Below are 24,984 nucleotides of genomic sequence, written 5' to 3'. Positions count from 1 at the left end.
GCTGGGCGGCGGGGCGGCTGAGCGGCGGGGGCGGCCTCGGTCACCCGCGCAGCAGGTCGACCACGCCGGTGAGGTCCTCGGCCCCGTTGCGGGCGTCGGCCGTCAGGCGGCGCCGCATCAGGTCGAAGTAGGGCGTGAGCAGTTCGGCGCTCACGCCCTGCTCCTCGGCGGTGCTCAGGAAGGTCGGCACACCGGCGACCTGCATGGCCAGATTGGAGACGACCCCCTCGGTGTAGTCCCCCGTCGCCAACTGCCGCGCCGTGGTCGCGACCGAGCCGGTCATCGCGGTGAGCCAGGAGGAGAGCAGCGGCGCCAGCGCGCCCGGGTCGACGGCCTCCTCCCGCACCAGCGCGAAGGCGTGCGCGACGCCCGCGAACATCCCGTACATCGCACTCAGCAGGGCCACGTCGTGCAGCGCGGCGAAGCCGGCGTCCTCGCCGACGTACCGGGTGCCGGCCGGGACGGCGAGGGCCTCCCGGTGCTCCTCGAACAGCTCCCGCGAGCCGCTGTAGAAGACGTACGGACCGGCCTGCGGGACTCCGATCATCGGCGGGACGGCCATGATGCCGCCGTCCAGGTAGCGGGCACCTCGGGCGGCCGCCCAGGCGGCCCGGGCGCGGGCCGTACCGGGGGTGCCGGTCACCAGGTTGACGATGTCCTTGCCGGTCAGGTCGGCCCCGGCCAGGGCCTCCCCGACCGACTCGTCGTCCAGCAGGCAGACCACCACCAGCCGGTTGGCGGCGACCGCCGCGGCCGGGGTCGCGGCGAGGACGGCGCCCTTCGCGGCGAGCGGTTCGGCGCGGGCGGCGGTGCGGTTCCAGACCGTGAGCGGGTGCCCGGCGGACAGCCAGGCGCCGGCCAGCGCGGTGCCCATCGCGCCGAGGCCGAGCAGGGTGAGCGGGGTGAACGGGGCGGGAGCGGTGGTTCCGGGACGGGTGTCGGTGTCGTTCGTCGTCATGCCGACCAGGCTCGTCGCCCGCCCGGAAGTGCTCAAGTACGCACTTCGGAGTGGGTGGTTACCCTGAGGTGAGCGAGCAGGTCGGCGGAGGGGCGGGGGCAGGGCATGGCGACCAGAGCGAGGCCCGGCGCGCACGTGTGCGGGATCGATGCCGCGATGGACGTGATCGGCGGCAAGTGGAAGGTGCTGATCCTCTGGGCCCTCGGCGAGCGGCCGAGCCTGCGCTTCGGCGCGCTGCGCCGCCACGTCCCAGGGATCACCGAGAAGGTGCTCGCCGCCCATCTGCGCGAGCTGGAGGCGGACGGCATCGTGCACCGCGCCTCGTACGACGAGGTGCCGCCGCGGGTCGAGTACTCCCTCACGGCGGCCGGGCGGCGGCTCAACGAGGCGCTGGCCCCGCTGGGCGCCTGGGGCAGGCGGCACGTGCTGGACGGAGCGTCGGAGACGCCCGGTCCCGCCGAGGCATCCGGCCCCGCGGACGGTCAGGCGATCGAGGCCGACACGATCGCCGCCACCGCGAGGTTGCAGCTGGCGGTCACCCAGACCGCCGGGTGCGGCTCCGGGTCGACCAGGATCGCGCCCAGCTTGCCCGGCGTCAGCACGTCCACCACCCAGAACGCGACGGCCATCAGCACCAGGCCGAGCACCCCGAAGCAGCCCGTGGAGACCAGGCCCTTCCCGAAGTCCTCGTAGGTGTAGAGGATCGCGGTGAAGACGATGCCGCCGATGCCCAGCAGCGCCGAGCTGAGCAGCACGGCGGCGTTGCGGTTGCGCTCCACCCAGATCTGGTGGCCCAGCCGCCCCGGCGTGAGGGCGTCCACCAGCAGGATGCCGAGCAGCAGCAGGACGACGCCGACGCCGCCGAAGACCGCCGCCGCGCCGAGTCCGTGCAGGATGTCGTTCATGGGTTGTCCAGCCCCCCGGGTCCGTTTCGCAGGTCGCTCTCCTCGTGGGGACGGGACGCCCGCGTGGGGCCCGGTCCCGCGGTCAAGGATCGGCAAAAGATAACGCATCGGGGCCGGATCCGGCCGGGGAACCGGGGGCCCTCCCGTACCATTCCGGCCCACGCGTACCATCTGACGCCATGACGCAGCCGCCGCCCGACCGCCCCGCCCCGAGACCGGACGCCGTGCGACCGGACACCCTGCGACCGGACACCGCAGGCTCCGCCGGGCCCGGCGCGCCGGCCCCCGGCACCCGCCGCCGGTCCGGGGTCGTCGCCCTGGGCATGGTCGGCACCCTCGCGCTCGCGCTCTCCGGCTGCTCGTCCTCCTCCGGCGGCAACCCGCCGAGCCGCTGCGTCGACCCGACCACCCTCAAGGTCCTCGACAGCCACTCCTGCTCCGGCGGCAAGGCCGCCGGAGCCACCGCCGGCCGCTGGTACTACTGCGGCTCCGGCGCCACCAACGCCGTCGGCGGCACCTTCGACAAGGCCGCCACCAAGCGCGGCGGCTTCGGCTGCCCGGCCGGCTCCAGCGGCTCCGGCGGGGGCTGATCCGCCGTGCGCCGCCGTACCGTCGAACCCCGCCCGGACTGGCTGACGACCGTCGAGGGCCAGGGCCTGATCTACGCGATGTGCTCGGACCCGTGCAACCAGGGCGGCCCGCACGCCTACTGGGACGAGTCCGCGTACTACGAGTTCTCGCTGCCCGAGGTGGAGGCGCTGGAGGAGGTGGTCGAGGAGCTGCACGAAATGTCGCTGGCCGCCGCCGGCCACGTGGTGCGCACCGGCCGGTTCGCCGAGTACGGCATCACCGACCCCCGGCTGGTCGCCGCCGTCACCGAGTCCTGGCACCGCCGCGACGAGCAGCCCTCCCTCTACGGGCGGTTCGACCTCGCGTACGACGGCACCGGCCCGGCGAAGCTGTTCGAGTACAACGCCGACACCCCGACCTCGCTGATCGAGGCCGCCGGTCCGCAGTGGTTCTGGATGGAGGAGCGGTTCCCGCACGCCGACCAGTGGAACTCGCTGCACGAGCGGCTGGTGGCCGCCTGGGCCCGGCAGAAGCACCTGCTGCCGTCCGGTCCGGTGCACTTCGCGCACTCGCGCGGCGACACCGAGGGCGAGGACTGGATGACCACCCTCTACCTCCAGGAGTGCGCCGAGCAGGCGGGCCTCGAAACGGTCGGCATCGCCATGGAGGACATCGGCTGGGACGGCCTGTCCGGCCGCTTCGTCGACCTCGAGCACCGCTTCGTCCGCTCCGCGTTCAAGCTCTACCCGTGGGAGTGGCTGGTCTCCGACGAGTTCGGCGAGCAGCTGCTGGACGTCATCGACCTCGGCGGCTCCACCGGCTCCACGCTGTGGATCGAGCCGGCCTGGAAGATGCTGCTCTCCAACAAGGCGCTGCTGGCCGTGCTCTGGGAGCTGTACCCGGGGCACCCCAACCTGCTGCCCGCCTACCTGGACGGCCCGCGCGAGCTCGCGGACCCGGACGGTCCCGGCTACGCCGCCAAGCCGCTGCTCGGCCGGGAGGGCGCGGGCGTGCGGATCGTCGAACCGGGCGGCCGGGAGACCCGGCTCGCCGACTGGGCCGGCGACCCGGACCGCTACGGCGCCGAGGGCCACTGCTACCAGCAGCTGCACCCGCTGCCCGACTTCGACGGCAACCGCCCGGTGCTCGGCACCTGGGTCGTCGACGGCGAGGCCGCCGGCCTCGGCATCCGCGAGACCGACGACAGCCCGATCACCCACCAGGGCGCCCGCTTCCTCCCCCACCTCATCGTCTGAATCCTCGGACCGGTCCATCCCGGGCGCTGCCCCGGCGCCGTCCCACTCCCGAGTGAAAACCGGCGTGATCCGGGCCCCGGTCTCCCCGAAGTTGATAAGTTCAATTGGCCGTTCCGGGCATGTATCAACTCCGGGAGAGGAGCAACAGTGGCCGGACGAGGCAGGCCCAGCCGCAGCACCGTCTACAACCGGCTCGGCGGAGCGCTGGCCGAGCTGAACGAGCGCTTCGGCGGGCTCCCCAGCCCCAGGGAGGCCCGGGAGATCTGGGACGACATCTGGCACGAGGAGGCGCACCACTCCACCGCCCTCGAGGGCAACACGCTGGTGCTCCGCGAGGTCCGGGCGCTCCTGGACCAAGGCCGGGCCGTCGGGGCGAAACCGCTCAGCGAGTACAACGAGGTCCAGGGTTACGCCGACGCCGCGCGCTGGGTCTACGGCCAGGCGCTGGAGCCGGACTCCTGGCACGACGGCCGCCTCGTCACCCTCGGCGAGATCCGCCATATCCATCACGTGGCCATGACCCCGGTCTGGAACGTCGCCCCCCATTCCGATGCCGGAGACCGTGAGGGACCCGGCAACTTTCGCGAACACGACATCGCCCCCTTCGCGGAGGGAATGACACCACCGCCCTGGCCGCTGGTGCCGGCTCAGGCCGAGCATTGGGTCGCCGACGTCTGCGACCTCGGCCGGCGGATCGAGACGGGCCAGGACCTCGGGCGCCCACTGCCGGAGGAGCTGGCCCGGATCCACAACGGGTTCGAACGCATCCACCCGTTCCTCGACGGCAACGGCCGAACCGGCCGACTCGTCATGAACCTCGTCCTCGTGCGGCTCGGGTATCCACCGATCATCATCCTCAAGCGCCAGCGGAACGCCTACGTGGCCGCGCTCCGCAGGGCTGACGCGGGCGACTGCGGCGCCCTCGGAGAACTCGTCGCACGGGCGATGGAGAACAACCTCAACCGGTTCATCGTCCCCAACGTGGCGGGTCCCGCCCGCATGGTGCCGCTCGCGGCGCTCGTCGATGCGGAGCTCTCCCTCGCGGCCCTCCGGCAGGCGGCGCAGCGCGGCCGTCTGAACGCCGCGCAGGGACCGGACGGGGTCTGGCGTTCGTCACGGAAGTCGGTCGACGCCTACAAGGCGGGCAAGCACCAGCGCAGGCCGCGCTCGTCCTCGTGAGTCCGCCCCGTCCGGAATGCGCGGCGGGGCGGTGCTGTTTGATTGGCTCATGGCATCCCGTGCACGTGTACGCGCCCCCGAGCTGGTCGGGGCAGGCGGTTGGCTCAACACCGGCGGCAAGGAGCTCACGCTCGCCGACTTCCGGGGCAAGATCACCGTCCTGGACTTCTGGACCTTCTGCTGCATCAACTGTCTGCACGTCCTCGACGAGTTGCGGGAGCTGGAGGAGAAGCACCGCGACACCGTGGTGATCGTCGGCGTGCACTCCCCCAAGTTCGTGCACGAGGCCGACCACCAGGCCGTGGTGGACGCGGTCGAGCGGTACGAGGTGCACCACCCCGTGCTGGACGACCCGGAGCTGGTCACCTGGAAGCAGTACGCGGTGCGGGCCTGGCCGACGCTGGTGGTGATCGACCCCGAGGGGTACGTGGTCGCCCAGCACGCCGGCGAGGGGCACGCGCACGCGATCGCCCGGCTGGTCGAGGAGCTGGAGGCGGAGCACGCGGCGAAGGGGACGCTGCGGCGCGGCGACGGCCCGTACGTGGCGCCCGAGCCGACCGCCGGGGACCTCAAGTTCCCGGGCAAGGCGGTCCGGCTGCCGAACGGCCACTTCCTGGTGGCCGACTCCGGGCACCACTCGCTGGTCGAGCTGGAGGCGGACGGCGAGACCGTGGTCCGCCGGATCGGCGACGGGGTGCGCGGCCTGGTGGACGGCACCGGCCCGCGGTTCAGCGAGCCGCAGGGGCTCGCGCTGCTCCCGGCCGGCTCCGCGTACGACGTGATCGTCGCCGACACCGTCAACCACGCGCTGCGCGGCGTCCGGCTCGCGGACGGCGAGGTGACCACGCTGGCCGGCACCGGCCGGCAGTGGTGGCAGGGCTCGGCGACCGAGGGCGCGGCCCGCGAGGTCGACCTCTCCTCGCCGTGGGACGTCGCCTGGTTCGACGGCCGGGTCTGGATCGCGATGGCCGGCGTGCACCAGCTGTGGGCGTACGACCCGGCCGCCGGCACGGTCGGCGTCGCGGCCGGCACCACCAACGAGGGCCTGGTCGACGGCCCCGCCGCCGAGGCCTGGTTCGCCCAGCCCTCCGGCCTGGCGGTGTCGGCGGACGGCGAGCGGCTCTGGGTCGCGGACTCCGAGACCTCCTCACTGCGCTGGGTTTCACGTGAAACCAAGGAGGTGCACAGCGCCGTCGGCACCGGTCTGTTCGACTTCGGGCACCGGGACGGCGCGGCCGACCAGGCGCTGCTCCAGCACCCGCTGGGCGTCACCGTGCTGCCGGACGGCTCGGTGGCCGTCAGCGACACCTACAACCACGCGCTGCGCCGCTACGACCCGGCGAGCGGCGAGGTCAGCACGCTGGCCACCGATCTGCGCGAGCCCTCCGGCGCGGTGCTGGTGGACCAGGACATCGTGGTGGTCGAGTCCGCCCGGCACCGGCTGACCCGGCTGCGGCTGCCCGAGGAGGCGGTCCGGGTGGAGGCGGTGGCCCACCGCACCCGGCGGGCCGCGACCGAGGTGGCGCCGGGCGCCCTGCGGCTGGACGTGGTGTTCCGGGCGCCGACCGGCCAGAAGCTGGACGAGCGCTACGGCCCGTCCACCCGGCTGCTGGTCAGCGCCACCCCGCCCGAGCTGCTGGTCTCCGGGGCGGGCGCGGACTCCGCGCTCTCCCGTGAGCTGGTGCTCTCCGCCGAGGTGACCGAGGGCGTGCTGCACGTCTCGGCGATGGCGGCCTCCTGCGACGACGATCCGGCGATCGAGTACCCGGCCTGCCACGTCCACCAGCAGGACTGGGGCGTGCCGGTGCGGCTCACCGCCGACGGCGCGAGCCGGCTGCCGCTGGTGCTGGCGGGCATGGAGTAACCCGCGCCGCAGCCCGTACCACGGCCTGCGCGGAAGGGCCCGGCGAGCGCGTGCTCGCCGGGCCCTTCCGCGTCGCTCGTACCGGGGAATCAGCCCTCCAGGAACGCCTTGATCGCGCTCGCCAGCAGGTACGGGTCCTCCGCGCCGCACAGCTCGCGCGCCGAGTGCATGGACAGCGCGGCGATGCCGCAGTCCACGGTCTGGATGCCGAGGCGAGCCGCGGTGATCGGGCCGATCGTCGTCCCGCAGGGCATGGCGTTGTTGGAGACAAAGGTCTGCCACGGCACGCCGGCCTTCTCGCAGGCCGCGGTGAACACCGCCCGGCCGACGCCGTCGGTGGCGTACCGGTTGTTGACGTTGACCTTGAGGATCGGCCCGGCGTTCGGCATCGGGTGGTGGCCCGGCTCGTGCCGCTCGCTGTAGTTCGGGTGGACGGCGTGGCCCATGTCCGAGGACAGGCACACGGTGCCGGCCAGCGCCCGGGCCCGGTCCTCCAGGCCGCCGCCGCGCGCGTACACGCTGCGCTCCAGGACGTTGCCGAGCAGCGGGCTCTGCGCACCGGTGTCCGACTCGCTGCCGGTCTCCTCGTGGTCGAAGGCGGCCAGCACCGGGATGTACGGCAGGGCCGCGCCCTCGGTCTCGGCCGCGGTGGCCACGGCGGCGAGCGCGGCGGTGGCGGCGTGCACGGAGAGCAGGTTGTCCAGTCGCGGACCGGCCAGCAGCTCGCGGTCCCGGCCCAGGTACGAGGCGGGCTGGACGTCGTGGGTCATGAGGTCCCAGCCGCTCACCTCGGCCGGGTCGACCCCGGCGCGCTCGGCGACGTACTCGATCAGCGCGCCCTCGTCGACCGGCCCGAGGCCCCAGATGGGCGTCAGGTGGCGCTGCTTGTCGAGCTTCATGCCCTCGTTGACCTGGCGGTCCAGGTGGATCGCCAGCTGCGGCACGCGCAGCAGCGGCTCGTCCAGCTGGACCAGCCGCCGGCTGCCGTCGCGCAGGGTGATCCGCCCGGAGAGGCCGAGGTCCCGGTCGAGCCAGGTGTTGAGCGGCACGCCGCCGTAGATCTCCACCGCGACCTGCCGCCAGCCGGCCGTCCCTGTGTCGGGGATCGGCTTGACCCTCAGATTGGGCGAGTCGGTATGGGTGCCGACCACGCGGAACGGCGTCTCCGGGCCCGCACCGGCCGGCACGTACCAGGCGATCAGTGCGCCGCCGCGGACGACGTACCGGCCGCCGGCCACCCCGTCCCAGGCGTCCGTTTCCAGTACCTGCCGGAAACCGGCTTTCTCCAGCCGCTCGGCCGCGCTCGCGACCGCGTGGTAGGGCGATGGCGAGGTGCCGAGAAAGGCGATCAGGTCATCGGTGTGCGTCCGGTCGAAGAAGGCCTGGCGGGCGGCGGTCGACATGCTGCTCCTGGGTCGAGGGAGGGCCGAGGCCGAATGGGAATCGGCTTCGCACCTTGAGCATATGCCCGTACACGGACATGACACTCGGAGCATCCCAACGGATGCAGAACGCAGACAGAAACGTGAACTGACGGGATCTGACGGCCCGACGGGCACGCGTCGGACGCCGTCCGGGCACTGTTCGGGCACCGTCGGACCGGCCCGACGGTGCCCGGTCGGGCAGTGTCGGACCACCCCGTCGGACCACCCCGTCGGGCCGTCCCGCGGAACCGCCCCCCGGCACACCGAAGGGCCCGGTCGTGGAACCGCCCCCCGGCACACCGAAGGGCCCGGTCGTGGAACCGGGCCCTTCGGTGTGAGGGTGGGGTCAGGCAGTCAGTGCGGGCGGCGTCAGAACGCCCCCTCCGCCAGGTCCATGATCTCGTTGTCGATGCCCTCGGCGATCAGCCGCTGCGAGGCGACGGTCGGCAGGATGTTCTTGGCGAAGAAGCGGGCGGCCGCGACCTTGCCCTGGTAGAACGGCACGTCCTTCTCGGAGGCGCCGGCCTCCAGCTTGGCCAGGGCCACCGCGGCCTGGCGCAGCAGCAGCCAGCCGACCACGACGTCGCCGGAGACCATCAGCAGGCGGGTGGTGTTGAGGCCCACCTTGTACATGTTCTTGACGTCCTGCTCGACCGAGGAGAGGTCGGCGAGCAGCTTGCCGACGACGGCCTCCAGGTCGCCGGCGGCCTTGGCGAGCAGCTCGCGCTCGGCGGCCAGGGCGTCGCCGCCCTCGGCGGAGCCGAGGAACTTCTGGATCTGCTCGGACAGCGCGGTGAGCGCCTGGCCGCCGTCCTTGACGATCTTGCGGAAGAAGAAGTCCTGGCCCTGGATGGCCGTGGTGCCCTCGTAGAGGGTGTCGATCTTGGCGTCCCGGATGTACTGCTCGATCGGGTACTCCTGCAGGTAGCCGGAGCCACCGAAGGTCTGCAGGGACTGGGCGAGCTGCTCGTAGGACTTCTCCGAGCCGTAGCCCTTGACGATCGGCAGGAGCAGGTCGTTGAGGCGCTCGGCGGCACCGTCGTGCTCGCCGCGCAGCTTGGCGGCCATCATGTCGTCCTGGACGGACGCGGTGTAGAGCACCAGGGCGCGCATGCCCTCGGCGTACGCCTTCTGGGTCAGCAGCGAGCGGCGGACGTCCGGGTGGTGGGTGATGGTGACGCGCGGGGCGGTCTTGTCCAGGAACTGCGAGATGTCGGCGCCCTGCACGCGCTCCTTGGCGTACTCCAGCGCGTTCAGGTAGCCGGTGGAGAGGGTGGCGATGGCCTTCGTGCCGACCATCATCCGGGCGAACTCGATGATCTTGAACATCTGGCGGATGCCGTCGACCTTCTCGCCCAGCAGCCAGCCCTTGGCCGGGTGCTTGGCACCGAAGGTCATCTCGCAGGTGTTCGAGGCCTTGAGGCCCATCTTGTGCTCGACGTTGGTGGCGTAGGCGCCGTTGCGCTCGCCCAGCTCCCCGGTCTCCCAGTCGAAGTCGAACTTGGGGACGATGAACAGGCCCAGGCCCTTGGTGCCCGGCTTGCCGCCCTCGGGGCGGGCCAGCACCAGGTGGATGATGTTCTCGGACATGTCGTGCTCGCCCGAGGTGATGAAGCGCTTCACACCCTCGATGTGCCAGGAGCCGTCCTCCTGCTTGATCGCCTTGGTGCGGCCGGCGCCCACGTCCGAGCCGGCGTCCGGCTCGGTCAGGACCATGGTGGAGCCCCACAGGCGGTCGGTCATCCGCTTGGCGACCTTGAGCTGCTCCTCGGTGCCCTCCTCGGCGACGACGCCGGCGAAGGCCGGGCCGGAGGAGTACATCCAGATGGCCGGGTTGGAGCCGAGGATCTGCTCCGCGAAGGCCCAGATCAGCGAGCTCGGGGTGACCTGGCCGCCGATCGACTCCGGGATGCCCAGACGCCACCACTCGGCGTCCATGTACGCCTGGTAGCTCTTCTTGAACGTGGCCGGGACCGGGGCGGTGTTGGTCTCGGGGTCGAACACCGGCGGGTTGCGGTCGGTGTCGATGAAGGACGCGGCGAGGTCGTTCTCGGCCAGGCGCGCGATCTCGCTCAGGATGTTCTTCGCGGTCTCGACGTCCATGTCCGCGAACGGTCCGGTGCCGTACACCTGCTCGCGGCCGAACACCTCGAAGAGGTTGAACTCCACGTCCCGCAGGTTGGACTTGTAGTGACCCATGGCCGTTTTCTCCGGTTCGTCGCTTCCGGGAGACCGCCGCGTTCGGGCGCCCCGTACCCACCAGTAGGCCTCATGATGCTACCCAGCGGTAACTTGTTTCAAGCCCCAGCCGGTGAATCCCTCGTGGATTCCGCTATGAACGTGGTCACGTCCCACAAGCCGGGGCGGCCACTCCTTGTCAGGATCGACGCCCGCACGGGTGGCCGCGCTCCCGATAGCCTGTCCGTGTGTACGGCTATGACCAGAACGCATACCCGGGCGACCCCTACCAGCAGGCGGGGCCGCAGCCGGGCATGAACGGCATGCCCGGCCCCGGCCCCTACGGCGAGCAGCCACCGGGGGCGCAGCAGTCCCTCTACCCGGAGCCCTCGCCGCCGTCCCTGGCGGACGCCGTCCGGGCCTTCACCACCGGCTCGATGGCGGTGGAGGACTTCCAGGCCATCTTCATCACCTCCAAGGTGCACTGCCCGCGCGGTGAACGGCCGGGCTTCCTGGCGCTGCACAACACGCCGACGCCGGTGATCCCGATGTTCAGCTCGCTCAAGGAGCTGCGGCGGTACGCGGGCAAGGAGTCCAAGTACTTCACCGTGACCGGCGCCGAGGTCCTCGACCTGCTGCCGACCGGCTACGGCTTCGCACTGGACATGGAGGGCGAGCACCGGATGGTGTTCGACGCCAAGGCGGTCGAGCAGATGGTCGACTTCACCATGCGCCGGATGTACGGCTGACCGAGGATGGGCCGAGGGCCGCCCGGCCCCGCCGCTCGGCCGCGCACATCCACTTGGTTCAAAATTCAACTTGCTTCTAGTTGAGGATTGAACTAATCTCGTGGACGCAGGCCAGAGGAACGTCCCCCGAAGGAGGCCGACATGCCCGCCGTGACCGTCGACAACCCGCTGACCCTCCCGCGCGTCACCAGCCCCGACCCCGCCGTCACGAGCGCCCGGCCGGTCCTCACGGTGGCCACCGCCCCCGAGGGCTTCGAGGGCGAGGGCTTCCCGGTCCGCCGCGCCTTCGCCAGGATCAACACCAAGTACCTCGACCCGTTCATCATGATGGACCAGATGGGCGAGGTGGACTACGCGGCCGGCGAGCCCAAGGGGACCCCCTGGCACCCGCACCGCGGCTTCGAGACGGTCACCTACATCATCGACGGGACCTTCATCCACCGGGACTCGCACGGCGGCGGCGGCACCATCACCGACGGCGACACCCAGTGGATGACGGCCGGCTCCGGCCTGCTGCACATCGAGACCCCGCCCGAGTCGCTGGTGCGGTCCGGCGGCCTGTTCCACGGCCTCCAGCTGTGGGTGAACCTGCCCGCCTCGGACAAGATGATCGCCCCCAAGTACCAGGACATCCGCGGCGGCAGCGTCAGGCTCCTCAGCACCGAGGACGGCGGCGCCCTGCTCCGCGTCATCGCCGGCGACCTGGACGGCCACCGGGGCCCCGGCAGCACCCACACCCCGATCACCATGATCCACGCCTCGATCAGCCCCGGCGCCCAGCTCACCCTGCCCTGGCGCCCCGACTTCAACGCCCTCGCCTACGGCCTGGCCGGCAGCGGCACGGCCGGCACCGAGCACCGCCCCTTCCACCGGGGCCAGGCCGTGGTCTTCGGCGACGGCGACTCGATCACCCTGCGCGCCGACGGGAAGCAGGACTCCCGGGACAACAACTTCGAGGTCGTCCTCCTCGGCGGCCTCCCCATCCGCGAGCCCGTCGCCCACTACGGCCCGTTCGTCATGAACAGCCACCGCGAGCTCCAGCAGGCCATGGAGGACTTCCAGGCCGGCCGCCTCGGCACCATCCCCGCCGACGGCCACTGAGCACGAGTACAAGGGAGTGGCGGAGCCGGGTTCGCGGCTCCGCCACTCCCTTGTGCGTCGACTCTTTTGTGCGTCGCCCCTAGAGCAGGGCGTAGAGGGCCGAGGCGTCGTCGTGGGCCTTGCCGCGGGGCCAGCGTTCGCAGGCAGCGTCGGCGCGTTCGACCGCGCGGACCTGGGCGATCAGCTCGGCCGGGCCGCACTCGCCGAGCAGGCGCAGCGCGTCGCCCCAGCTGCCGAGGCCGAAGCGGTCGGTGAAGCGGGCCGCGCCGTCGGAGAGGGCGGCCACCGCGCGCAGTCCGGCCAGGGGGACGAAGCCGGTCTCGGCGTGGGCGGCGGCCTTGGGGCTGGCGGCGGCGATCCAGGGGCCGGTGCCGGAGTTCCGGGCGGCCCGGACGGCCAGCGTGTACTCCAGGTGCAGGGCGGCCCGTTCGGCGGAGCCGGGGACCGTCGACCAGACCTGCCGGCGCAGTTCCTCCCCGCCGGGGAAGCGCTGGTTGTCGCCGATCACCCGGGGCGGCCCGTCGGCGGGCTCCAGCACCAGCAGGGAGTCGCCGAGCACCAGGTACTCCAGCGAGGCGCCGTGCCGACGGGCGGCGACCACCATCGCGGCGGGCGTGTTGGGATGGGCGAGGTCGCAGCGGCCGCCGTGCAGGGCGGCCGTCTCGGCGATGGCGTCCGCCAGGCACTCGGCGATCGAACGGTCCGGGCGGTCGGTGAGCCGGGCCAGCAGGTGCACCCCGAGTCTGCGGACGTACCAGGCGGTGCCGTGGCGGCACCCGGACTCCAGGCCGGTCGGCGAACTCGAACCGTCGAGGAGGACGAGTGCCTCGGAGGTGGCCGCCGCGAAGTCCTCGCTCTCGCGGTCGGGCCGCCGTGCTTCCCCTGCGAGCTGTACCTGCATCCCGACAGTGTGCGCGCCGGGTGCGGCGCGCGCCCAGACCCGTGCACGCGCCGCGCCGCGCGCCCCCGGTGGCAGCGCGGGTGATCCGGCCATACCGTCGGAGCACGAGTGGACATTTCGGCCAATCAGGGCCGTCCGGGTTTGGGACCACCTTCGGGGGATCCTCGCCCCCGGCGCTGACGAGGGCGAGGAGCGAGAGATGTTCTGGCAGTTCATCGTGCTGTTGGTCGCGGCGATCGGCTTTCCCACCGCCGCCCTGCTGTTCCTGATCGGCGGACCGCGCTTCCCGGACGAGGGGCGCGAGGACCGCCGGCCCGGCGACCGCTAGCCGGACGGCGCGTCAGCGGTCGGTACGTTCAGCGGTCGGCCGCGGACCAGGACGGGTCGCGGACCAGGACGGGTCGCGGCCCAGCAGGGCTAGCGCGCGTTCGAACGGCCCGGTCACGTCCGGCGCCGCCCGGACGGCGGCGAACGCCCGCCCCGGCCCCCGGTCGGGGGCGGCGGCCGGCACGGCCCCGGCCACCGTGAGCAGTGCCCCGACCAGCGGCGGTTCGGCCTGCACCGCCGCCACCAGCCGGGCCGGCGAACCCAGCGCGGCCGCCACGTCCCAGGCGTGCACCAGGGTGTCCAGCAGGTGGAAGCCGATCGCCCGGTCGAGCGGGAACGGCTCGCCGTCGCGGATCTCCGGCAGGCACAGCGGGGCGGGCTCCGACGCCGCGGCGGCGGTGGCGAACGCGGCGGTCAGCCGCTCCGCCGACTGCCGGAACGCGCCCGCCGGGTCGCCGTGGACCGGGACGTCGCGCCAGTGCGCGCGGTCCGCCCCGGCGCCGAGGGCGGCCGCGGCGAAGCCCCGGTGCTGCCCGACCGTGTGCTCCAGCACCCGCCGCAGCGGCCACCCGGCGCACGGCGTCGCCAGCACCAGTTGCTCCGGCTGCACGGTGTCCACCACGGCGGCGGCCAACTCCAGGGCCCGGGTGTGCAGTTCGAGGATCCTCATACCGCGCCCACCGCCTTCCCCGGTCCGTCGAAGGAGCTGCGTCCGTCGAAGGAGCTGCGTCCGTCGAAGGACCCGCGTCCGTCGAAGGATCGGCGGCCGGGGTCCGTCCCCGCGGCCAGGAAGCCCGTCACCTGGTCGAGCACCGTCGGCTCGGTGAGGATCCGGCGGTGGCCGAGGCCCCGGGTGGCCAGCAGTTCCAGCTGCTCCCCGTACGCCGCCCGGAGCCGGTGGGCGTGCGAGAACGGCACCACGTCGTCGTCCTCGTCGTGCGCGACCAGGATCGGGAGCACGATCTTCCCGGGATCGCGGGCGGCGTCGAAGTGGGTGCGGATGTCCGTCACCCCGGGGAACATCGCTCCGCTCGCCTCCCGGCGGCGCAACTCCCGCTCCACGGTGGCGTTCAGGCCCAGCCGCTCGCAGAACGCGGTCGGCAGCCAGGAGAGTTCGGAGGCGCCGGAGAAGGCGACCAGCCGCTCCGCCCGCAGGCCCTCGCGCAGCGCCAGGAAGGCCGCGTTGACGCCCAGCGAGTGGGCGACCACCGCCTCGAAGCCTCCGTACGACTCCTGGAGCCGCAGGGCGACGGCGCGGTGGTCCAGCACGGTGGCGGTGCGCCCGCCGGAGTCGCCGTGCCCGGGGGCGTCGTAGCCGACCGCGGTCAGGCCGAGTGCCCGCAGCCGGGACACCAGGTCCGCGAAGCGGGAGGCCCGGGAGCGCCAGCCGTGCATCAGCAGGACCGGCCGGGCGCCGTCGCCCCAGCGGTGGACGACCACTCGCACGCCCCCGTGCCGGAGCGTCCCGGTGACGGCCCGGTCGTGGACCTCGCGCTCGCCTGGGCGGACCCGGCTGCGGCGGAAGGGGTGGCGGTAGAGCTCGAACGCGGCCCGCCCGGCGAGCCCGGGGGCGGCCAGCGAGGCGGTGTTCAGGGTGGTGCGGATCAGTGCGACGGCCGGGTCCATGCGGAACTCCTGTGGGTACCGAGGGGCAAGAGCCGAACTCGGCGAGATATTAGCACGACCGTTCGTGCTTATTTCAGGTCGGGCGACGCTCCCCGCTACCCTGGCCACAGGACGGAAAGGCCGGGGAACGGCCGGAGGACTGGGGTGAGCGGTGGCCGGATCGACCACGGACGGACGGGCGTCGACCACGGACGGACGGGTGCTGCGCGGCGAGGAGACCCGGCGGACGGTCCTGCGCCGGGCCGTCGGGATCGCCTCGGTCGAGGGGCTGGACGCGCTGTCGATCGGCCGGCTCGCCACCGACCTCGGCCTCAGCAAGAGCGGCGTCTTCGCCGGTTTCGGCTCCAAGGAGGAGCTCCAGCTCGCCACCGTGCGGGCCGCCCGGCGGATCTTCGCCGACGCGGTGCTCGCACCGGTCCACGACGAGCCCCCCGGCCTGCGCAAGGTCCGGCTGCTCTGCGAGTCCTGGCTGGCCTACTCGCGCGCCCGGGTCTTCCCCGGCGGCTGCTTCTTCTACGAGGTCAACGCCGAGTACGACGCCCGGCCGGGCCCGCTGCGCGACGTCCTCGCCGCCAACTGGCGGGAGTGGCACGCCACCGTGCTCGGTCTGGTCACCGAGGCCGTCGACAGCGGTGAACTGCGGCCCGACGCCGACCCGGAGGACATCGCCTTCACCCTGATCGCCCTGCTGGAGAACGCCAACCCGCAGGCCCTGCTGTTCGACGACGACACCCCGTACGACCGGGCCCACCGCGCCGTGCTGCGCCGGCTGCGCTCCGACGCCACCGACCCGGACGGGCCCGCGTTCACCGCCTGAGGCCCGGCGCCCCGGGACGGCTCCCCTCGGTCCGGGCGGCTCAGGCGCCGTCCAGCACCCGCTCCAGGACGGCCGCCAGCGCCAGCAGCCGCTCGTCCGCCCCGGCCTCGCCGACCACCTGGAGGCCGAGCGGCAGGCCCGCCGCCGTCACCCCGGCCGGCAGGCTGAGCGCGGGCAGGCCGGCGTAGCTCCACGGCAGTGACATCACCGCGCTGCCGGTGCTGTCCAGCCCGAGCGGGGCCGGGCCGGTCGCCGAGGGCGCCAGCAGCAGGTCCACCCCGGCCCGCTGCCGCCGCTCGGCGAGCCGCTCCCGGAAGGCCGACCGGGCGCGCAGCGCGGCCGCGCGGTCGGCCGGGTCGACGGTCCGCCCGTGTCGGATGCTCGCCGCCGTCTCCGGCCGGTAGAGGTCGCCGAAGCGGGCGAACCAGTCCGTGTGGCTCGCGGCCGTCTCGAAGCGGTTGACCGTCTGCGCCTGCCGCTCCAACTCGTCGAAGTCCGGCAGCAGATCGAGCCTGCGGACCGTCAGCCCGCGCGCGGCCAGCAGTGCCAGCTGCCGGTCGAACGCCTGCCGCGCCTCCGGCCCGGCCCGGTCCAGGTACGGGCCCACCGGGACGCCGAGCACGGGCGCCCCGTCCGCCCACTCCCCGCCGCCCGCCCCGTCGCCCGGCCCGGCCGCGTGGTCCCAGTCGTCGCACAGCAGCGGGGCGGCCAGCGCGGCGCCCGCCAGATCGGCGGTGAACAGGCCCACGGTGTCGAAGCTCGGCGCGTTCGGGATCACACCCGCCGTCGGGATCCGCCCGAAGGTCGGCCGGAAGCCCACCACACCGCAGTAGGCGGCCGGGCGGACCACGGAGCCGATCGTCTGGGTGCCGATCGCCAGCGGCACCAGTCCGGCCGCGACCGCCGCCGCCGAACCGCTGCTGGAGCCGCCCGGGGTGTGTTCGGGGCGGTGCGGATTGCGGGTCCGGCCGGGCGCGCTGCCCGCGAACTCGGCGGTCACCGTCTTGCCGGCGACCAGCGCGCCGGCCGCCCGCAGCCGGTCCACCACGGTGGCCTGCGGCCCGGCCAGGACGCCCGGGGGCAGCACCGAACCGCCGTGCGTGGGCAGGCCGTCGACGTGCACGATGTCCTTGATCCCGACGGCCACCCCGTACAGCGGCGGCGCCTGCGCCGGGTCGGGATGGCGGACGACCAGCGCCCGGGCCTCGGCCTGCAGCCGTTCGGCCCGGCCGGGTTCGGGCACGAAGGCGTGGATCAGCGGGTCCACCTGGTCGATCCGGGCGCAGAGCCGGTCGACGTGGACGGCCGGGGTCGGCACACCGGCCCGCAGCGAGGCGGCCTCACGGACGAGCGAGCGGGGCCGGACCAGGGACTTGTCCATGGCGCCCACGGTAGCCCCGGCCCGTCCGGGACCGCGCCGCCGCCCCGGTCAGCCCGTCGGCCAGCCGGTGTCCGGCTGCTCGCCGGGAGGTCCCGGCCGGTGCTCGTCCCCCAGGTAGGGGGACTCGCGCAGGACGTACGCGCCGCAGGTGTGGCAGCAGGTCTCGGGGGTGTGCCCCCAGTCCGTCGCCTCCCGGGCGGGTGCCGCCGCGTCGATCTCCCGGCCGCACATCGCGGCGTCCTCGCCGCCTCGGACCATGTGCCACAGCCGCACCCCGGCGGGCGCGCCGCCGGTGCCGAACTCGGCCCGCATCTGGTGCATCATGCCCCCATCGTCCGGCGGGCCGCCGGACCCGGCAAACGGAGCGCGGTCCGCCGAGCGGCCCCGGGTCGGACCTGACCCCGCCCGGCGGCGCCGGGTCAGACCAGCCCGCCGTACAGCCGCAGCCGGGCGATCCCGCCGTCCGGGAAGACGTCCAGCCGGACGTGGGTGGCCGGGTGCGGGGTGTCGACCACCAGCCGGTGCACGGCGTCCGGCTGGAGCCGGGTGCGCGGCACCAGTTCGAACCAGGCCCCGGGGTCGGCGCCCTGCTCGTCCCGGCCCGACAGCGCCGCCCAGCCGGCCGCGTTGCCGACGTAGTAGCCGGTGTCGATCTCCACCGCCCGGACCGCGCCCCGCCCGGCCAGCCGCAGCCGGACCCAGTCGTGGCCGTCGTCCCGGCGCCGCCGGTTCTCCCAACCGTCGCCCATCGCCCCGGACTTGCCGGGCAGGGCGAGGTTGACCGGGGAGGAGAAGAAGCGGTCCGAGGCGTCCTCGACGGCGCCGCCGTTCTCGACCGCGGCCAGGTCGAAGGTGCCGAGCGCGGCCAGCCAGGCCGGATCCGGACGGGCCTCGCCGTGCACCCGGAAGCGGGCTATGCCACCGTCCGGGAACTGGCTGAGCCTCAGATGCGTGAAGCGGCGGCCGCCTTCGACGGCGAAGCCGTTGGCGGCGTGGCCGCGCACCGGCGAGCGGGGGACCAGCGGATGCCACTCGGTCTCGGGGGCCAGCAGCTCCTCCGGGCCCGGAGTGCCCGGGAGTTCGGCGCCCTCGACGCCGATCTGCTGCGGGAAGTTGCCGCGGAAGTGCGCGGTGTCGACGACCACGCCGTGCACAACTCCCGGCACGCCCAGGCGGATCAGCGCCCAGTCGTGGTCCTCGGCAGTCGGGTGCGGGTGCCCGGCGCCGGTGCCGCGTCGCCGCCTGGTCTCCCAACCGTCCATGATCTGGCCCTTGTTGCCGAAGGTGTGCGGGCGGAACTCGGCCGCGCCCGGCAGCAGCAGGTTCTCCCGCTCGGCGAACAGCTCGTCGTTGGCGGCGACGACCGCGCCGCCCAGCCGGCGGTCGGCGAGGTCGACCAGGCCGGCGAAGGGGAACTCGGCGGCGCGGTAGTCGGCGTAGGGGTTGCCGCCCCCGTACGGCGGGGCGTCGGCGTCGGACAGTCGGTCGGGACGGGGGCCTGGGTTCCGTTCGGTGGTCATGCCCCCACCCTCACGCCGGGCGACCCATCAGGTCCATCACAAAGAACTGAGCAAACCGTTCAGTCCGACTGAAGAGTCCTGGCTACGTCCGTCAGCTCCGCCAGTACCCGGCGCAGCGGGGGCGTCCGCTCCGTGCCGGCCCGGACCGCCGCCACCACCCGGCGGGTCGGCAGGTCCGCCGGCAGCGCCCGGACGACCGCCGCGCCGCCCCGACCGGCCGAGGCCAGCCGCGGCACCAGCGCCACCCCCAGTCCGGCCGCCACCATCGCCAGGATCGCCGTCCAGTCCGCGGCGGTGTGCGCCCGCTCCGGGGTGAAGCCGGCCTGGGCGCAGGCCGCCGTGGTGATCTCCCGCCAGGGCCCGGCCGCGCCGTAGATCCACGGCTCCGCCGCGAGGTCCGCCAGCCGCAGCCCCGGCGTCCCGGCCAGCGGGTGGCCCGGTGGCAGCGCGACGTCCAACGGGTCGCTGAGCAGCTCCGTCTCGACGAGTCCGGGGCCCCGGCCGACCGGTCCGACGGCCAGCGACAGCGCCAGGTCGACGTCCCCCGCCGCCAGCAGCCGGACCGCCTCGTCCGCCTCCGCCTCGACCACCCGCACGGTCAGCCTCGGCGCGGCCTCGCGCAGCCGGGCCACCGCCGGGACGAGCAGCCCGGTGATCGCGGTGGCGAAGGCGCCCACCCTGACCTCGCCCGCCTCGCCGTGCAGATAGCCCGCCAGCTCGGCCTCGGCCCGCTCCAGCTGTCCGAAGACCGCCGCCGCATGACGCAGCACCAGCCGGGCCGCCGGGGTCAGCCGCACCCGGCGACCGTAGGGCTCCAGCATCGGCGCACCCACCTGCCGGGCCAGCGCCGAGATCTGCTGCGAGACCGCCGAGGGCGACAGATGGAGCCGCTCGGCCGCCGCCGTCACCGTCCCGCACTCGTCGACCGCCCGCAGCACCCGCAGCCGCCTCAGGTCCCACTCGCCCACCGCACCCATCGCGCCAGGGTAGGCCGTCGCCGACCGCCTTCCGGGCCCCCGGGCCGGACGCTTCGTCCACCCTCCGATATGGTGCCGCTCCTGCGACGCGCCGGTGATCACACCAAGGCGCCAAGTCGCCCATATTCGGACAGACTTCATCAAGCTGGAGCCAAGACCGTGCGCACTTCCCGCCTTCTGGCCGCGTCCACGCTGATCGCGCTCTCCCTCGGCGCGACGGTCGGCACGGCCACCGCCGGCGCCGCCGCCGTGTCGCCCGCCCCGTCCACGGCGGCCCCGACGACGGCAGCTCCGACGACGGCGGCCCCGAGCGGCTCCCCGAGCACCGGCGGCACGCCCTCGGCGCCCACCTCGCCGAACCCCTCCACCTCCCCGAACGCCTCCACCTCGCCGTCGGCGAGCGCCTCCCCGTCGGCCACCGCGACGAAGCCGCCGACGACCCCGACCCAGCGCCCCACTGTCCCGCCGAGCCTGTTCCCGACCACCGCCCCGGGCTTCGACTGCTCCGGCGGTGTGTACCAGGGCGTCGACTGGCTCAAGGTCACCGGCACCGGACTGTGGGGCGGCAGTGGGGCACCGGGCTCGGCCCAGGACGTCTCCGTCACCTGGGAGAACCTCAGCGGCGTCGACCTGCCGGTCTTCCGGACCTACCTCTACCTGACCGACACCCATCTGGAGGACGACAGCCGTCCGGTCGCCTGGAGCAAGGACTTCTTCACGGTCCAGTACCGGGTGCCCGGCCAGGACTGGAAGTCGGGCGTCCTGGACGACCGCTACCTCTCCACCGGGGAGTTCAAGCTCGCCAAGGGCGAGAAGCTCACCCTCCAGTTCCGCGTCACGCCGACCGACAAGGCGCCGCTCGGCAGCTTCTGGGGCAACTTCGGCGGCGGTGGCGACGCCATGGACAACAGCACGCTGCCCCATCCGGCCCGGGACGACAAGAAGGGCTGCACCCAGTACCTCAACTACTACGAGGGCACCTTCAAGCTCGCCAAGGCCGGCACCACCACCGGCACCCCGTCCTCGTCCGGATCGCCCAAGGCCGCCTCCTCCCCGTCCGCGGTGAGCGGCCCGCACCTGGCCGACACCGGCTCCAGCTCCAACACCCTGCCGATCGCCCTCGGCGGTGCCGCCGTGCTCGCGGCCGGTGCCGGGACGCTGCTCGTGCTGCGCCGCCGCAAGGCCGGAGCGCACAGCTGACGCACCGTCGGAAAAAACTACGAGGCACGCCGACAACCGCTCGCATGTCTCGCCCGTCCACTGAACGCAAGCCATCCCGCCGACGCCCCACCATCGGAGCCGTAATCTTGCGCACCTCCCGTCTGACCACCACAGCCGCTCTGCTCGTCCTGAGCGGCGCCGCGACGCTCGCGGGTACCGCCGGGGCCTTCGCCGCCGATCCGACGACCAGCGCCTCGGCCGCCGCCGCGACGACCGGACCGTCCACGGCCGCGACCACCGAACCGACCACGGCCGCACCGACCACCGCCGCCCCCACGACGGCCGCCCCGACCTCGGCCGCACCCACGTCGGCCGCCCCGACCTCGGCTGCCCCCACCACGACGGCGCCGAGCGGCTCCCCGAGCGCCACCACCACGCCCTCGGAGACCGCCACGCCGACCGGGACCCCGTCCGCCACCCCGACCCTCCCGGCGGGCTGCCAGTACCAGCGCGACGTCAAGATGCCGGTGCACAACACCGACTCGGCGATCACGCTGGTCAAGGGCGGATCGTCGAAGGAGGTGTCCTTCTCCTTCCAGAACACCAGCAAGGCCACGCTGACGGACTTCCGGCTCAACGTCCTGCTGGACGGCGTCAAGGGCATCTGGCTGCCCAAGGCCCTCACCAAGGTCCAGAACGGCGCCTGGACCCCGCTGCCCCCGGCCACCACCGACCACGGCTCGGTCTCCCTCGGCTCCTTCCAGGTCAAGCCGAACGAGATGATCACCGTGTCGGTCCAGCTCTCCGCCATTGGCCGCTACAGCCCGAACTACAGCCTCACCGTCTCCGGCGGCTCCGAGGTGCTGCCGTGGGACGCCGGCCCGGAGCACGTCAAGTACGCCTGCAACCGGCTGGTCGGCTCGTCCACGACCGGGATCACCGTCGTCGACCCGGCCCCGAGCACCTCGGCCACGGCGACGGGCACCTCCTCCCCGACCGTCCCGTCGACCGCCACCGCGACGCCCACCACGAGCGCCTCGCCGACCGCCTCGGTTTCGACCTCCGCCTCGCCCTCCGCGGGCCGGCCGGCCGGCACCACCGGGGGCACCGGCTCGACCGGCGGTGGCCCGACCGGCACCAGCCTCGCCACCACCGGCGCGGGCTCCAGCACCGTGCCGCTCGCCGTCACCGGTGGCATGGCGATAGCCCTCGGCGCCGGCGCCGTCGTCGTCGCCCGCCGCCGCAAGGCCGCCGCGACCCGCGGCTGATCCGGCACCACCCGTCGACGTCCCGTCCGCCGCGCTACCGCAGCGGGCGGGACGTCGCCTTCTCCGGGCACCGCCGAGGGCCGTCCCGCTTCAGGACGCCCGGCGCAGCAGCGCGCCGTCCTGCCACTTGAGGATCTTGTCGAAGCTGACGATCGCCCCCCGCAGCGGATGGTTGCGGAGCTGGACGTGGTCGGTGAGGGCGTGGATGAGGAAGAGGCCCCGGCCGGACTCCGCGGTGAGGTCGGGCAGGGCGTCCAGGTCCACCGGCCGGAAGGTGGGCACCGGGTCGGCGGCGGGCGGGAGGACGTGGGTGTCGTACGGGCGCCCGTCGCGGCGCGGGCGGTGGGTGGTGAGCAGCGGCCCGGGGACGGTGGCGCGGCCGCGCCGGGCGCGGCGGCGGGGCTGCGCCCGGCCCGCCGGTCGGGCGGGCGGCGCCGCGGGGGCGGCGGCAGGGGCCGGACGGCGGGCCGGGCGGTCGGGACCGGGCAGGCCGGGGCCGGAGTCGGTCACCTCGATCCGCAGCAGGTCGCCGCTGATCGACGCGGTGACCTGGTAGCCGTCGTCGGTCCGCCCGCAGGCACCGTGCTCGACCGCGTTGGCGCAGGCCTCGCTGAGGGCGACGCCGAGATCGTGGGCGATCTGCGGATCGACGCCCGCGGTCGCCATCGCGCCGAGCAGTATGCGGCGCGCGAGCGGCACGCTGGCCGGGTCGCGCTTGAGGTGCAGAGTCCACCAGATGTCCACGGGAGGTCCCTCCTGGCTGCGGCTCCACATATAACGAGGTATCTCCGGGTGGTGCGGAGGTGAACCGTGCCGAGGGCCCGCTACCGCCCGTTCGGCGGATGGACGGGGGGACGGGCATGTGCCGAGCAGCGCACACCGGGGGCCGTGCGCGGGGCCGAACGGGGCATTCGTAGGGATTTCCCACCCTGCCGATCCGGTGGGTGTGGGCGATGAGATGATGTCCCGGCCATGAATGCCCCAGCCGCCGCCCCGCACCCGGGCGCCCCCGTACCGGACGCGCCGGTGGGGGCCGCCGCCTGGGACCTGCGGCTTGCCCGGGCGGTTCCGTTCGCCCTGGTGTGCACGCTGATCGCGGCCGCCGGGCATGCGTTCGCGGCCGGCGGCGAGGTCGCCCTGCCCACGCTCGCGGCCGGGTTCGCGGCCGTGCTGGTGCTCGCCACCGCCCTCGGCGGGCGGGAGCGCTCGCTCGGCGCGATCGCCGGGGCGCTGGGCGCGGGCCAGTTCGGGCTGCACCTCCTCTTCCACTCCTACGGCGGCCACGGGGGGTCCGGGCTCTCCGGCGCGCACCACCACGGCGGCCCGCTGGGCTCCGGCCCGCTGACGCTGCCGCAGGTGGCCAGCCGGCTGGTCTGCAACGAGTCCCGCCCGGGCACCCTGATCGGTCTGCCCGGGAGTCCGACCGCCGAGCAGGTGGTGGCCGGCGCGGGTCTGGACCCGCAGGCGTACGCGGCCGCGCCCTGGTGGCAGGGCGGCGTGCTCGGGATGACGCCGGCGATGCTGGCGGCCCACCTCGGCGCGGCGCTGCTGGCCGGCTGGTGGCTGCGGCGCGGCGAGGCGGCGCTCTGGCGGCTGGTGCGGATCACCGCCTCGGCCGCGCGGACCCGGGCGGCGGAGCCGCTGCGGACGGCGTGCGCGCTGGCCGCGGTGCTGCTGCGCGGCCTGCTCGGTCTGCCCGGCGGGCCGGTCCGCCGGGCCGGTGGCCGCGGCGGGGACGACCCGCTGCCGGCCGGTGCCGTGCTGCGGCACAGCGTGGTGCGGCGCGGGCCGCCGCTCGGGGCCCTCGCGTACTGACCTGCCCCTCCGTGTCCCCGGTGTCCCCCCACCGGTAGCGGTCCGGCGGCGGTCGGGAGTACGCGGCGCCGTGCCGTACCCGCCCGATCCGTGCGGTCCTGCGGCCTCCCCCACCTCTTCCCCCGCCGCGCGGCCCCGCCGAGGCACGGACCTCTCCGTGCCCGGGAGCGGGCCTGCCGAGCCTCCGAACGGAGACACGAACCCCATGCGTTCCCTTCCCGCCCGTCGTACCGCCGCCGTCGCCCTCGCCGCCGCCGCCTCGGTGGTGGCCCTCGCCGGTCCCGCCTTCGCCCACGTCACCGTGAACCCGGGCAGCGCCGAGCAGGGCGGCTACACCGCCGTCGACTTCCGGGTCCCGAACGAGAACGACGCCGCCGGCACCGTGAAGCTGGAGGTCAACCTCCCGCTGGACCACCCGCTGGCCTCGGTCCGCACCCAGCCGCTGCCGGGCTGGACCTCCACCGTCGAGAAGGCCAAGCTGGACAAGCCGATCAAGGTCCACGGCAACGACGTCAACGAGGCCGTCTCCAAGATCACCTGGACCGCCGACGCCGGCGTGAAGGTCGCCCCCGGCCAGTTCCAGGAGTTCCGGGTCTCGCTCGGCCCGCTGCCGACCGACGCCGACGCGCTGGTCTTCAAGGCCCTGCAGACCTACGACAACGGCGACGTCGTCCGCTGGATCGACGAGGCGAAGGCCGGCCAGCCGGAGCCGGCCAAGCCCGCCCCGGTGCTGAAGCTGACCAAGGCCACCTCGGCCGACGGCCACGGCGCGAACGCCTCCGCGACCGCCTCCGCCACCCCGGCGGCCACCGCCGACGGCCACGGCAGCGGGCACGGCGACGCGGCCAAGAACGACGCCGCCCCGGACGACAAGGCGAGCGACTCCACCGCCCGGGTGCTCGGCGTGGTCGGCATCGTGGTCGGTGTGATCGGCACCGCCGTCGGTGCCCTCGGCCTGCGCCGCCGGAACAGCGGCTCGGCCTCCTGACCCCAGCACCGGCGGGGCC

At 74.0% G+C, this 24,984-nt stretch carries 24 protein-coding genes and 1 pseudogene; 13 read left to right on the top strand and 12 right to left on the bottom strand.

The window, feature by feature from the left end; translation table 11 throughout:
* Window positions 1-40: 40 nt before the first annotated feature.
* A complete protein-coding gene (locus tag ADK60_RS08070; protein WP_053644441.1) occupies window positions 41-958 on the bottom strand; it encodes an NAD(P)-dependent oxidoreductase in 918 nt (305 codons plus the stop codon).
* 105 nt (window positions 959-1,063) lie between these two features.
* Between ADK60_RS08070 and ADK60_RS45630 the strand changes: the two are divergent.
* Window positions 1,064-1,477: pseudogene (locus ADK60_RS45630) on the top strand (winged helix-turn-helix transcriptional regulator); the annotation flags it as partial.
* On the opposite strand, the gene ADK60_RS08060 reads toward ADK60_RS45630, so the two are convergent.
* Window positions 1,441-1,863 (bottom strand): DUF350 domain-containing protein, encoded by a 423-nt coding sequence (locus tag ADK60_RS08060; RefSeq protein ID WP_045941040.1) that lies wholly within the window; start codon window positions 1,861-1,863, stop codon window positions 1,441-1,443. The pseudogene ADK60_RS45630 and the gene ADK60_RS08060 overlap by 37 nt on opposite strands.
* A 179-nt stretch (window positions 1,864-2,042) precedes the next feature.
* On the opposite strand from ADK60_RS08060, the gene ADK60_RS48025 reads away from it, so the two are divergent.
* The 4 genes from ADK60_RS48025 to ADK60_RS08040 all read left to right on the top strand — a co-directional run bounded on the left by ADK60_RS48025 (window position 2,043) and on the right by ADK60_RS08040 (window position 6,732).
* A complete protein-coding gene (locus ADK60_RS48025) occupies window positions 2,043-2,453 on the top strand; it encodes a hypothetical protein (RefSeq protein ID WP_353651731.1) in 411 nt (136 codons plus the stop codon).
* 6 nt (window positions 2,454-2,459) lie between these two features.
* The gene (locus ADK60_RS08050; protein ID WP_053644437.1) at window positions 2,460-3,689 is read left to right on the top strand and encodes a glutathionylspermidine synthase family protein; all 1,230 of its coding nucleotides are present in this window, start codon (window positions 2,460-2,462) and stop codon (window positions 3,687-3,689) included.
* A 147-nt stretch (window positions 3,690-3,836) separates the two neighbouring features.
* Complete coding sequence (locus ADK60_RS08045; protein ID WP_053644435.1) at window positions 3,837-4,868, top strand: Fic family protein; 1,032 nt, start codon at window positions 3,837-3,839, stop codon at window positions 4,866-4,868.
* Between the two features lie 49 nt (window positions 4,869-4,917).
* Window positions 4,918-6,732 carry an NHL domain-containing thioredoxin family protein gene (locus ADK60_RS08040; protein ID WP_053644433.1) on the top strand — a complete coding sequence of 605 codons (1,815 nt, stop codon included), beginning with the start codon at window positions 4,918-4,920 and terminating at the stop codon, window positions 6,730-6,732.
* Window positions 6,733-6,821: 89 nt separating this feature from the next.
* Here ADK60_RS08040 and ADK60_RS08035 read toward each other — a convergent pair whose 3' ends face one another.
* Both ADK60_RS08035 and ADK60_RS08030 read right to left on the bottom strand, forming a co-directional pair.
* Entirely contained in the window at window positions 6,822-8,135 is a 1,314-nt protein-coding gene (locus tag ADK60_RS08035) for a M18 family aminopeptidase (RefSeq protein WP_045941042.1), read from the bottom strand.
* Between the two features lie 390 nt (window positions 8,136-8,525).
* On the bottom strand, window positions 8,526-10,355 hold the full coding sequence (locus ADK60_RS08030) for an acyl-CoA dehydrogenase (RefSeq protein WP_045941043.1): 1,830 nt from the start codon (window positions 10,353-10,355) through the stop codon (window positions 8,526-8,528).
* A 227-nt stretch (window positions 10,356-10,582) separates the two neighbouring features.
* On the opposite strand from ADK60_RS08030, the gene ADK60_RS08025 reads away from it, so the two are divergent.
* Window positions 10,583-11,083 carry an SseB family protein gene (locus ADK60_RS08025; RefSeq protein WP_045941044.1) on the top strand — a complete coding sequence of 167 codons (501 nt, stop codon included), beginning with the start codon at window positions 10,583-10,585 and terminating at the stop codon, window positions 11,081-11,083.
* Window positions 11,084-11,224: 141 nt separating this feature from the next.
* Window positions 11,225-12,184, top strand: coding sequence for a pirin family protein (locus ADK60_RS08020; protein WP_053644431.1), 960 nt, complete (start codon window positions 11,225-11,227; stop codon window positions 12,182-12,184).
* 79 nt (window positions 12,185-12,263) lie between these two features.
* Here ADK60_RS08020 and ADK60_RS08015 read toward each other — a convergent pair whose 3' ends face one another.
* The gene (locus ADK60_RS08015) at window positions 12,264-13,085 is read right to left on the bottom strand and encodes a protein phosphatase 2C domain-containing protein (protein WP_045941046.1); all 822 of its coding nucleotides are present in this window, start codon (window positions 13,083-13,085) and stop codon (window positions 12,264-12,266) included.
* A gap of 199 nt (window positions 13,086-13,284) precedes the next feature.
* On the opposite strand from ADK60_RS08015, the gene ADK60_RS47520 reads away from it, so the two are divergent.
* Window positions 13,285-13,413 carry a hypothetical protein gene (locus ADK60_RS47520; protein WP_286185260.1) on the top strand — a complete coding sequence of 43 codons (129 nt, stop codon included), beginning with the start codon at window positions 13,285-13,287 and terminating at the stop codon, window positions 13,411-13,413.
* 12 nt (window positions 13,414-13,425) lie between these two features.
* On the opposite strand, the gene ADK60_RS08010 is transcribed toward ADK60_RS47520, so the two are convergent.
* Both ADK60_RS08010 and ADK60_RS08005 read right to left on the bottom strand, forming a co-directional pair.
* Window positions 13,426-14,082 (bottom strand): TIGR03086 family metal-binding protein, encoded by a 657-nt coding sequence (locus tag ADK60_RS08010; protein WP_053644429.1) that lies wholly within the window; start codon window positions 14,080-14,082, stop codon window positions 13,426-13,428.
* Window positions 14,079-15,038 (bottom strand): alpha/beta hydrolase, encoded by a 960-nt coding sequence (locus ADK60_RS08005; protein ID WP_063783087.1) that lies wholly within the window; start codon window positions 15,036-15,038, stop codon window positions 14,079-14,081. Before ADK60_RS08005 ends, ADK60_RS08010 begins: the two co-directional genes overlap by 4 nt.
* Window positions 15,039-15,189: 151 nt before the next feature.
* On the opposite strand from ADK60_RS08005, the gene ADK60_RS08000 reads away from it, so the two are divergent.
* Window positions 15,190-15,855 (top strand): TetR/AcrR family transcriptional regulator, encoded by a 666-nt coding sequence (locus ADK60_RS08000; protein ID WP_053644428.1) that lies wholly within the window; start codon window positions 15,190-15,192, stop codon window positions 15,853-15,855.
* Window positions 15,856-15,895: 40 nt separating this feature from the next.
* Here the strand turns inward: ADK60_RS08000 and ADK60_RS07995 are convergent, their stop codons facing one another.
* The 4 genes from ADK60_RS07995 to ADK60_RS07980 form a co-directional block, all read right to left on the bottom strand.
* Window positions 15,896-17,236, bottom strand: coding sequence for an amidase (locus ADK60_RS07995; RefSeq protein ID WP_053644426.1), 1,341 nt, complete (start codon window positions 17,234-17,236; stop codon window positions 15,896-15,898).
* 48 nt (window positions 17,237-17,284) lie between these two features.
* The gene (locus ADK60_RS07990) at window positions 17,285-17,560 is read right to left on the bottom strand and encodes a hypothetical protein (RefSeq protein WP_053644424.1); all 276 of its coding nucleotides are present in this window, start codon (window positions 17,558-17,560) and stop codon (window positions 17,285-17,287) included.
* 95 nt (window positions 17,561-17,655) lie between these two features.
* The gene (gene alc, locus ADK60_RS07985; protein ID WP_053644422.1) at window positions 17,656-18,756 is read right to left on the bottom strand and encodes an allantoicase; all 1,101 of its coding nucleotides are present in this window, start codon (window positions 18,754-18,756) and stop codon (window positions 17,656-17,658) included.
* A 59-nt stretch (window positions 18,757-18,815) separates the two neighbouring features.
* Window positions 18,816-19,724 (bottom strand): LysR family transcriptional regulator, encoded by a 909-nt coding sequence (locus tag ADK60_RS07980; RefSeq protein WP_053644443.1) that lies wholly within the window; start codon window positions 19,722-19,724, stop codon window positions 18,816-18,818.
* Window positions 19,725-19,892: 168 nt separating this feature from the next.
* On the opposite strand from ADK60_RS07980, the gene ADK60_RS07970 reads away from it, so the two are divergent.
* Window positions 19,893-20,933 carry an LAETG motif-containing sortase-dependent surface protein gene (locus tag ADK60_RS07970; RefSeq protein ID WP_159400347.1) on the top strand — a complete coding sequence of 347 codons (1,041 nt, stop codon included), beginning with the start codon at window positions 19,893-19,895 and terminating at the stop codon, window positions 20,931-20,933.
* Window positions 20,934-21,040: 107 nt separating this feature from the next.
* Complete coding sequence (locus tag ADK60_RS07965; RefSeq protein WP_053644415.1) at window positions 21,041-22,162, top strand: hypothetical protein; 1,122 nt, start codon at window positions 21,041-21,043, stop codon at window positions 22,160-22,162.
* A gap of 90 nt (window positions 22,163-22,252) precedes the next feature.
* Here ADK60_RS07965 and ADK60_RS07960 read toward each other — a convergent pair whose 3' ends face one another.
* Window positions 22,253-22,906: an ATP-binding protein gene (locus ADK60_RS07960; protein ID WP_053644413.1), complete on the bottom strand. Its 654-nt coding sequence runs from the start codon at window positions 22,904-22,906 to the stop codon at window positions 22,253-22,255.
* Between the two features lie 228 nt (window positions 22,907-23,134).
* Here ADK60_RS07960 and ADK60_RS07955 point away from each other — a divergent pair, with 228 nt between their 5' ends.
* Window positions 23,135-23,977 (top strand): hypothetical protein, encoded by an 843-nt coding sequence (locus tag ADK60_RS07955; protein ID WP_234370986.1) that lies wholly within the window; start codon window positions 23,135-23,137, stop codon window positions 23,975-23,977.
* A 205-nt stretch (window positions 23,978-24,182) separates the two neighbouring features.
* Window positions 24,183-24,965, top strand: coding sequence for a YcnI family copper-binding membrane protein (locus ADK60_RS07950; RefSeq protein ID WP_053644409.1), 783 nt, complete (start codon window positions 24,183-24,185; stop codon window positions 24,963-24,965).
* Window positions 24,966-24,984: the final 19 nt, after the last annotated feature.

The sequence above is a fragment of the Streptomyces sp. XY431 genome, from assembly GCF_001279805.1.
GTDB lineage: Bacteria > Actinomycetota > Actinomycetes > Streptomycetales > Streptomycetaceae > Kitasatospora > Kitasatospora purpeofusca.
Note: the sequence above shows the minus strand (reverse complement) of the source record. Positions and strands in the feature narration are given on the sequence as shown.

Excerpts from the sequence above, each read along its gene's own strand:
- ADK60_RS08070 (WP_053644441.1), bottom strand. The coding sequence starts at position 958 with ATGACGACGAACGACACCGACACCCGTCCCGGAACCACCGCTCCCGCC.
- ADK60_RS08060 (WP_045941040.1), bottom strand. The coding sequence starts at position 1,863 with ATGAACGACATCCTGCACGGACTCGGCGCGGCGGCGGTCTTCGGCGGC.
- ADK60_RS48025 (WP_353651731.1), top strand. The coding sequence starts at position 2,043 with ATGACGCAGCCGCCGCCCGACCGCCCCGCCCCGAGACCGGACGCCGTG.
- ADK60_RS08040 (WP_053644433.1), top strand. The coding sequence starts at position 4,918 with ATGGCATCCCGTGCACGTGTACGCGCCCCCGAGCTGGTCGGGGCAGGC.
- ADK60_RS08035 (WP_045941042.1), bottom strand. The coding sequence starts at position 8,135 with ATGTCGACCGCCGCCCGCCAGGCCTTCTTCGACCGGACGCACACCGAT.
- ADK60_RS08030 (WP_045941043.1), bottom strand. The coding sequence starts at position 10,355 with ATGGGTCACTACAAGTCCAACCTGCGGGACGTGGAGTTCAACCTCTTC.
- ADK60_RS08020 (WP_053644431.1), top strand. The coding sequence starts at position 11,225 with ATGCCCGCCGTGACCGTCGACAACCCGCTGACCCTCCCGCGCGTCACC.
- ADK60_RS08015 (WP_045941046.1), bottom strand. The coding sequence starts at position 13,085 with ATGCAGGTACAGCTCGCAGGGGAAGCACGGCGGCCCGACCGCGAGAGC.
- ADK60_RS47520 (WP_286185260.1), top strand. The coding sequence starts at position 13,285 with ATGTTCTGGCAGTTCATCGTGCTGTTGGTCGCGGCGATCGGCTTTCCC.
- ADK60_RS08010 (WP_053644429.1), bottom strand. The coding sequence starts at position 14,082 with ATGAGGATCCTCGAACTGCACACCCGGGCCCTGGAGTTGGCCGCCGCC.
- ADK60_RS08005 (WP_063783087.1), bottom strand. The coding sequence starts at position 15,038 with ATGGACCCGGCCGTCGCACTGATCCGCACCACCCTGAACACCGCCTCG.
- ADK60_RS07995 (WP_053644426.1), bottom strand. The coding sequence starts at position 17,236 with ATGGACAAGTCCCTGGTCCGGCCCCGCTCGCTCGTCCGTGAGGCCGCC.
- ADK60_RS07990 (WP_053644424.1), bottom strand. The coding sequence starts at position 17,560 with ATGATGCACCAGATGCGGGCCGAGTTCGGCACCGGCGGCGCGCCCGCC.
- alc (WP_053644422.1), bottom strand. The coding sequence starts at position 18,756 with ATGACCACCGAACGGAACCCAGGCCCCCGTCCCGACCGACTGTCCGAC.
- ADK60_RS07955 (WP_234370986.1), top strand. The coding sequence starts at position 23,135 with ATGAATGCCCCAGCCGCCGCCCCGCACCCGGGCGCCCCCGTACCGGAC.
- ADK60_RS07950 (WP_053644409.1), top strand. The coding sequence starts at position 24,183 with ATGCGTTCCCTTCCCGCCCGTCGTACCGCCGCCGTCGCCCTCGCCGCC.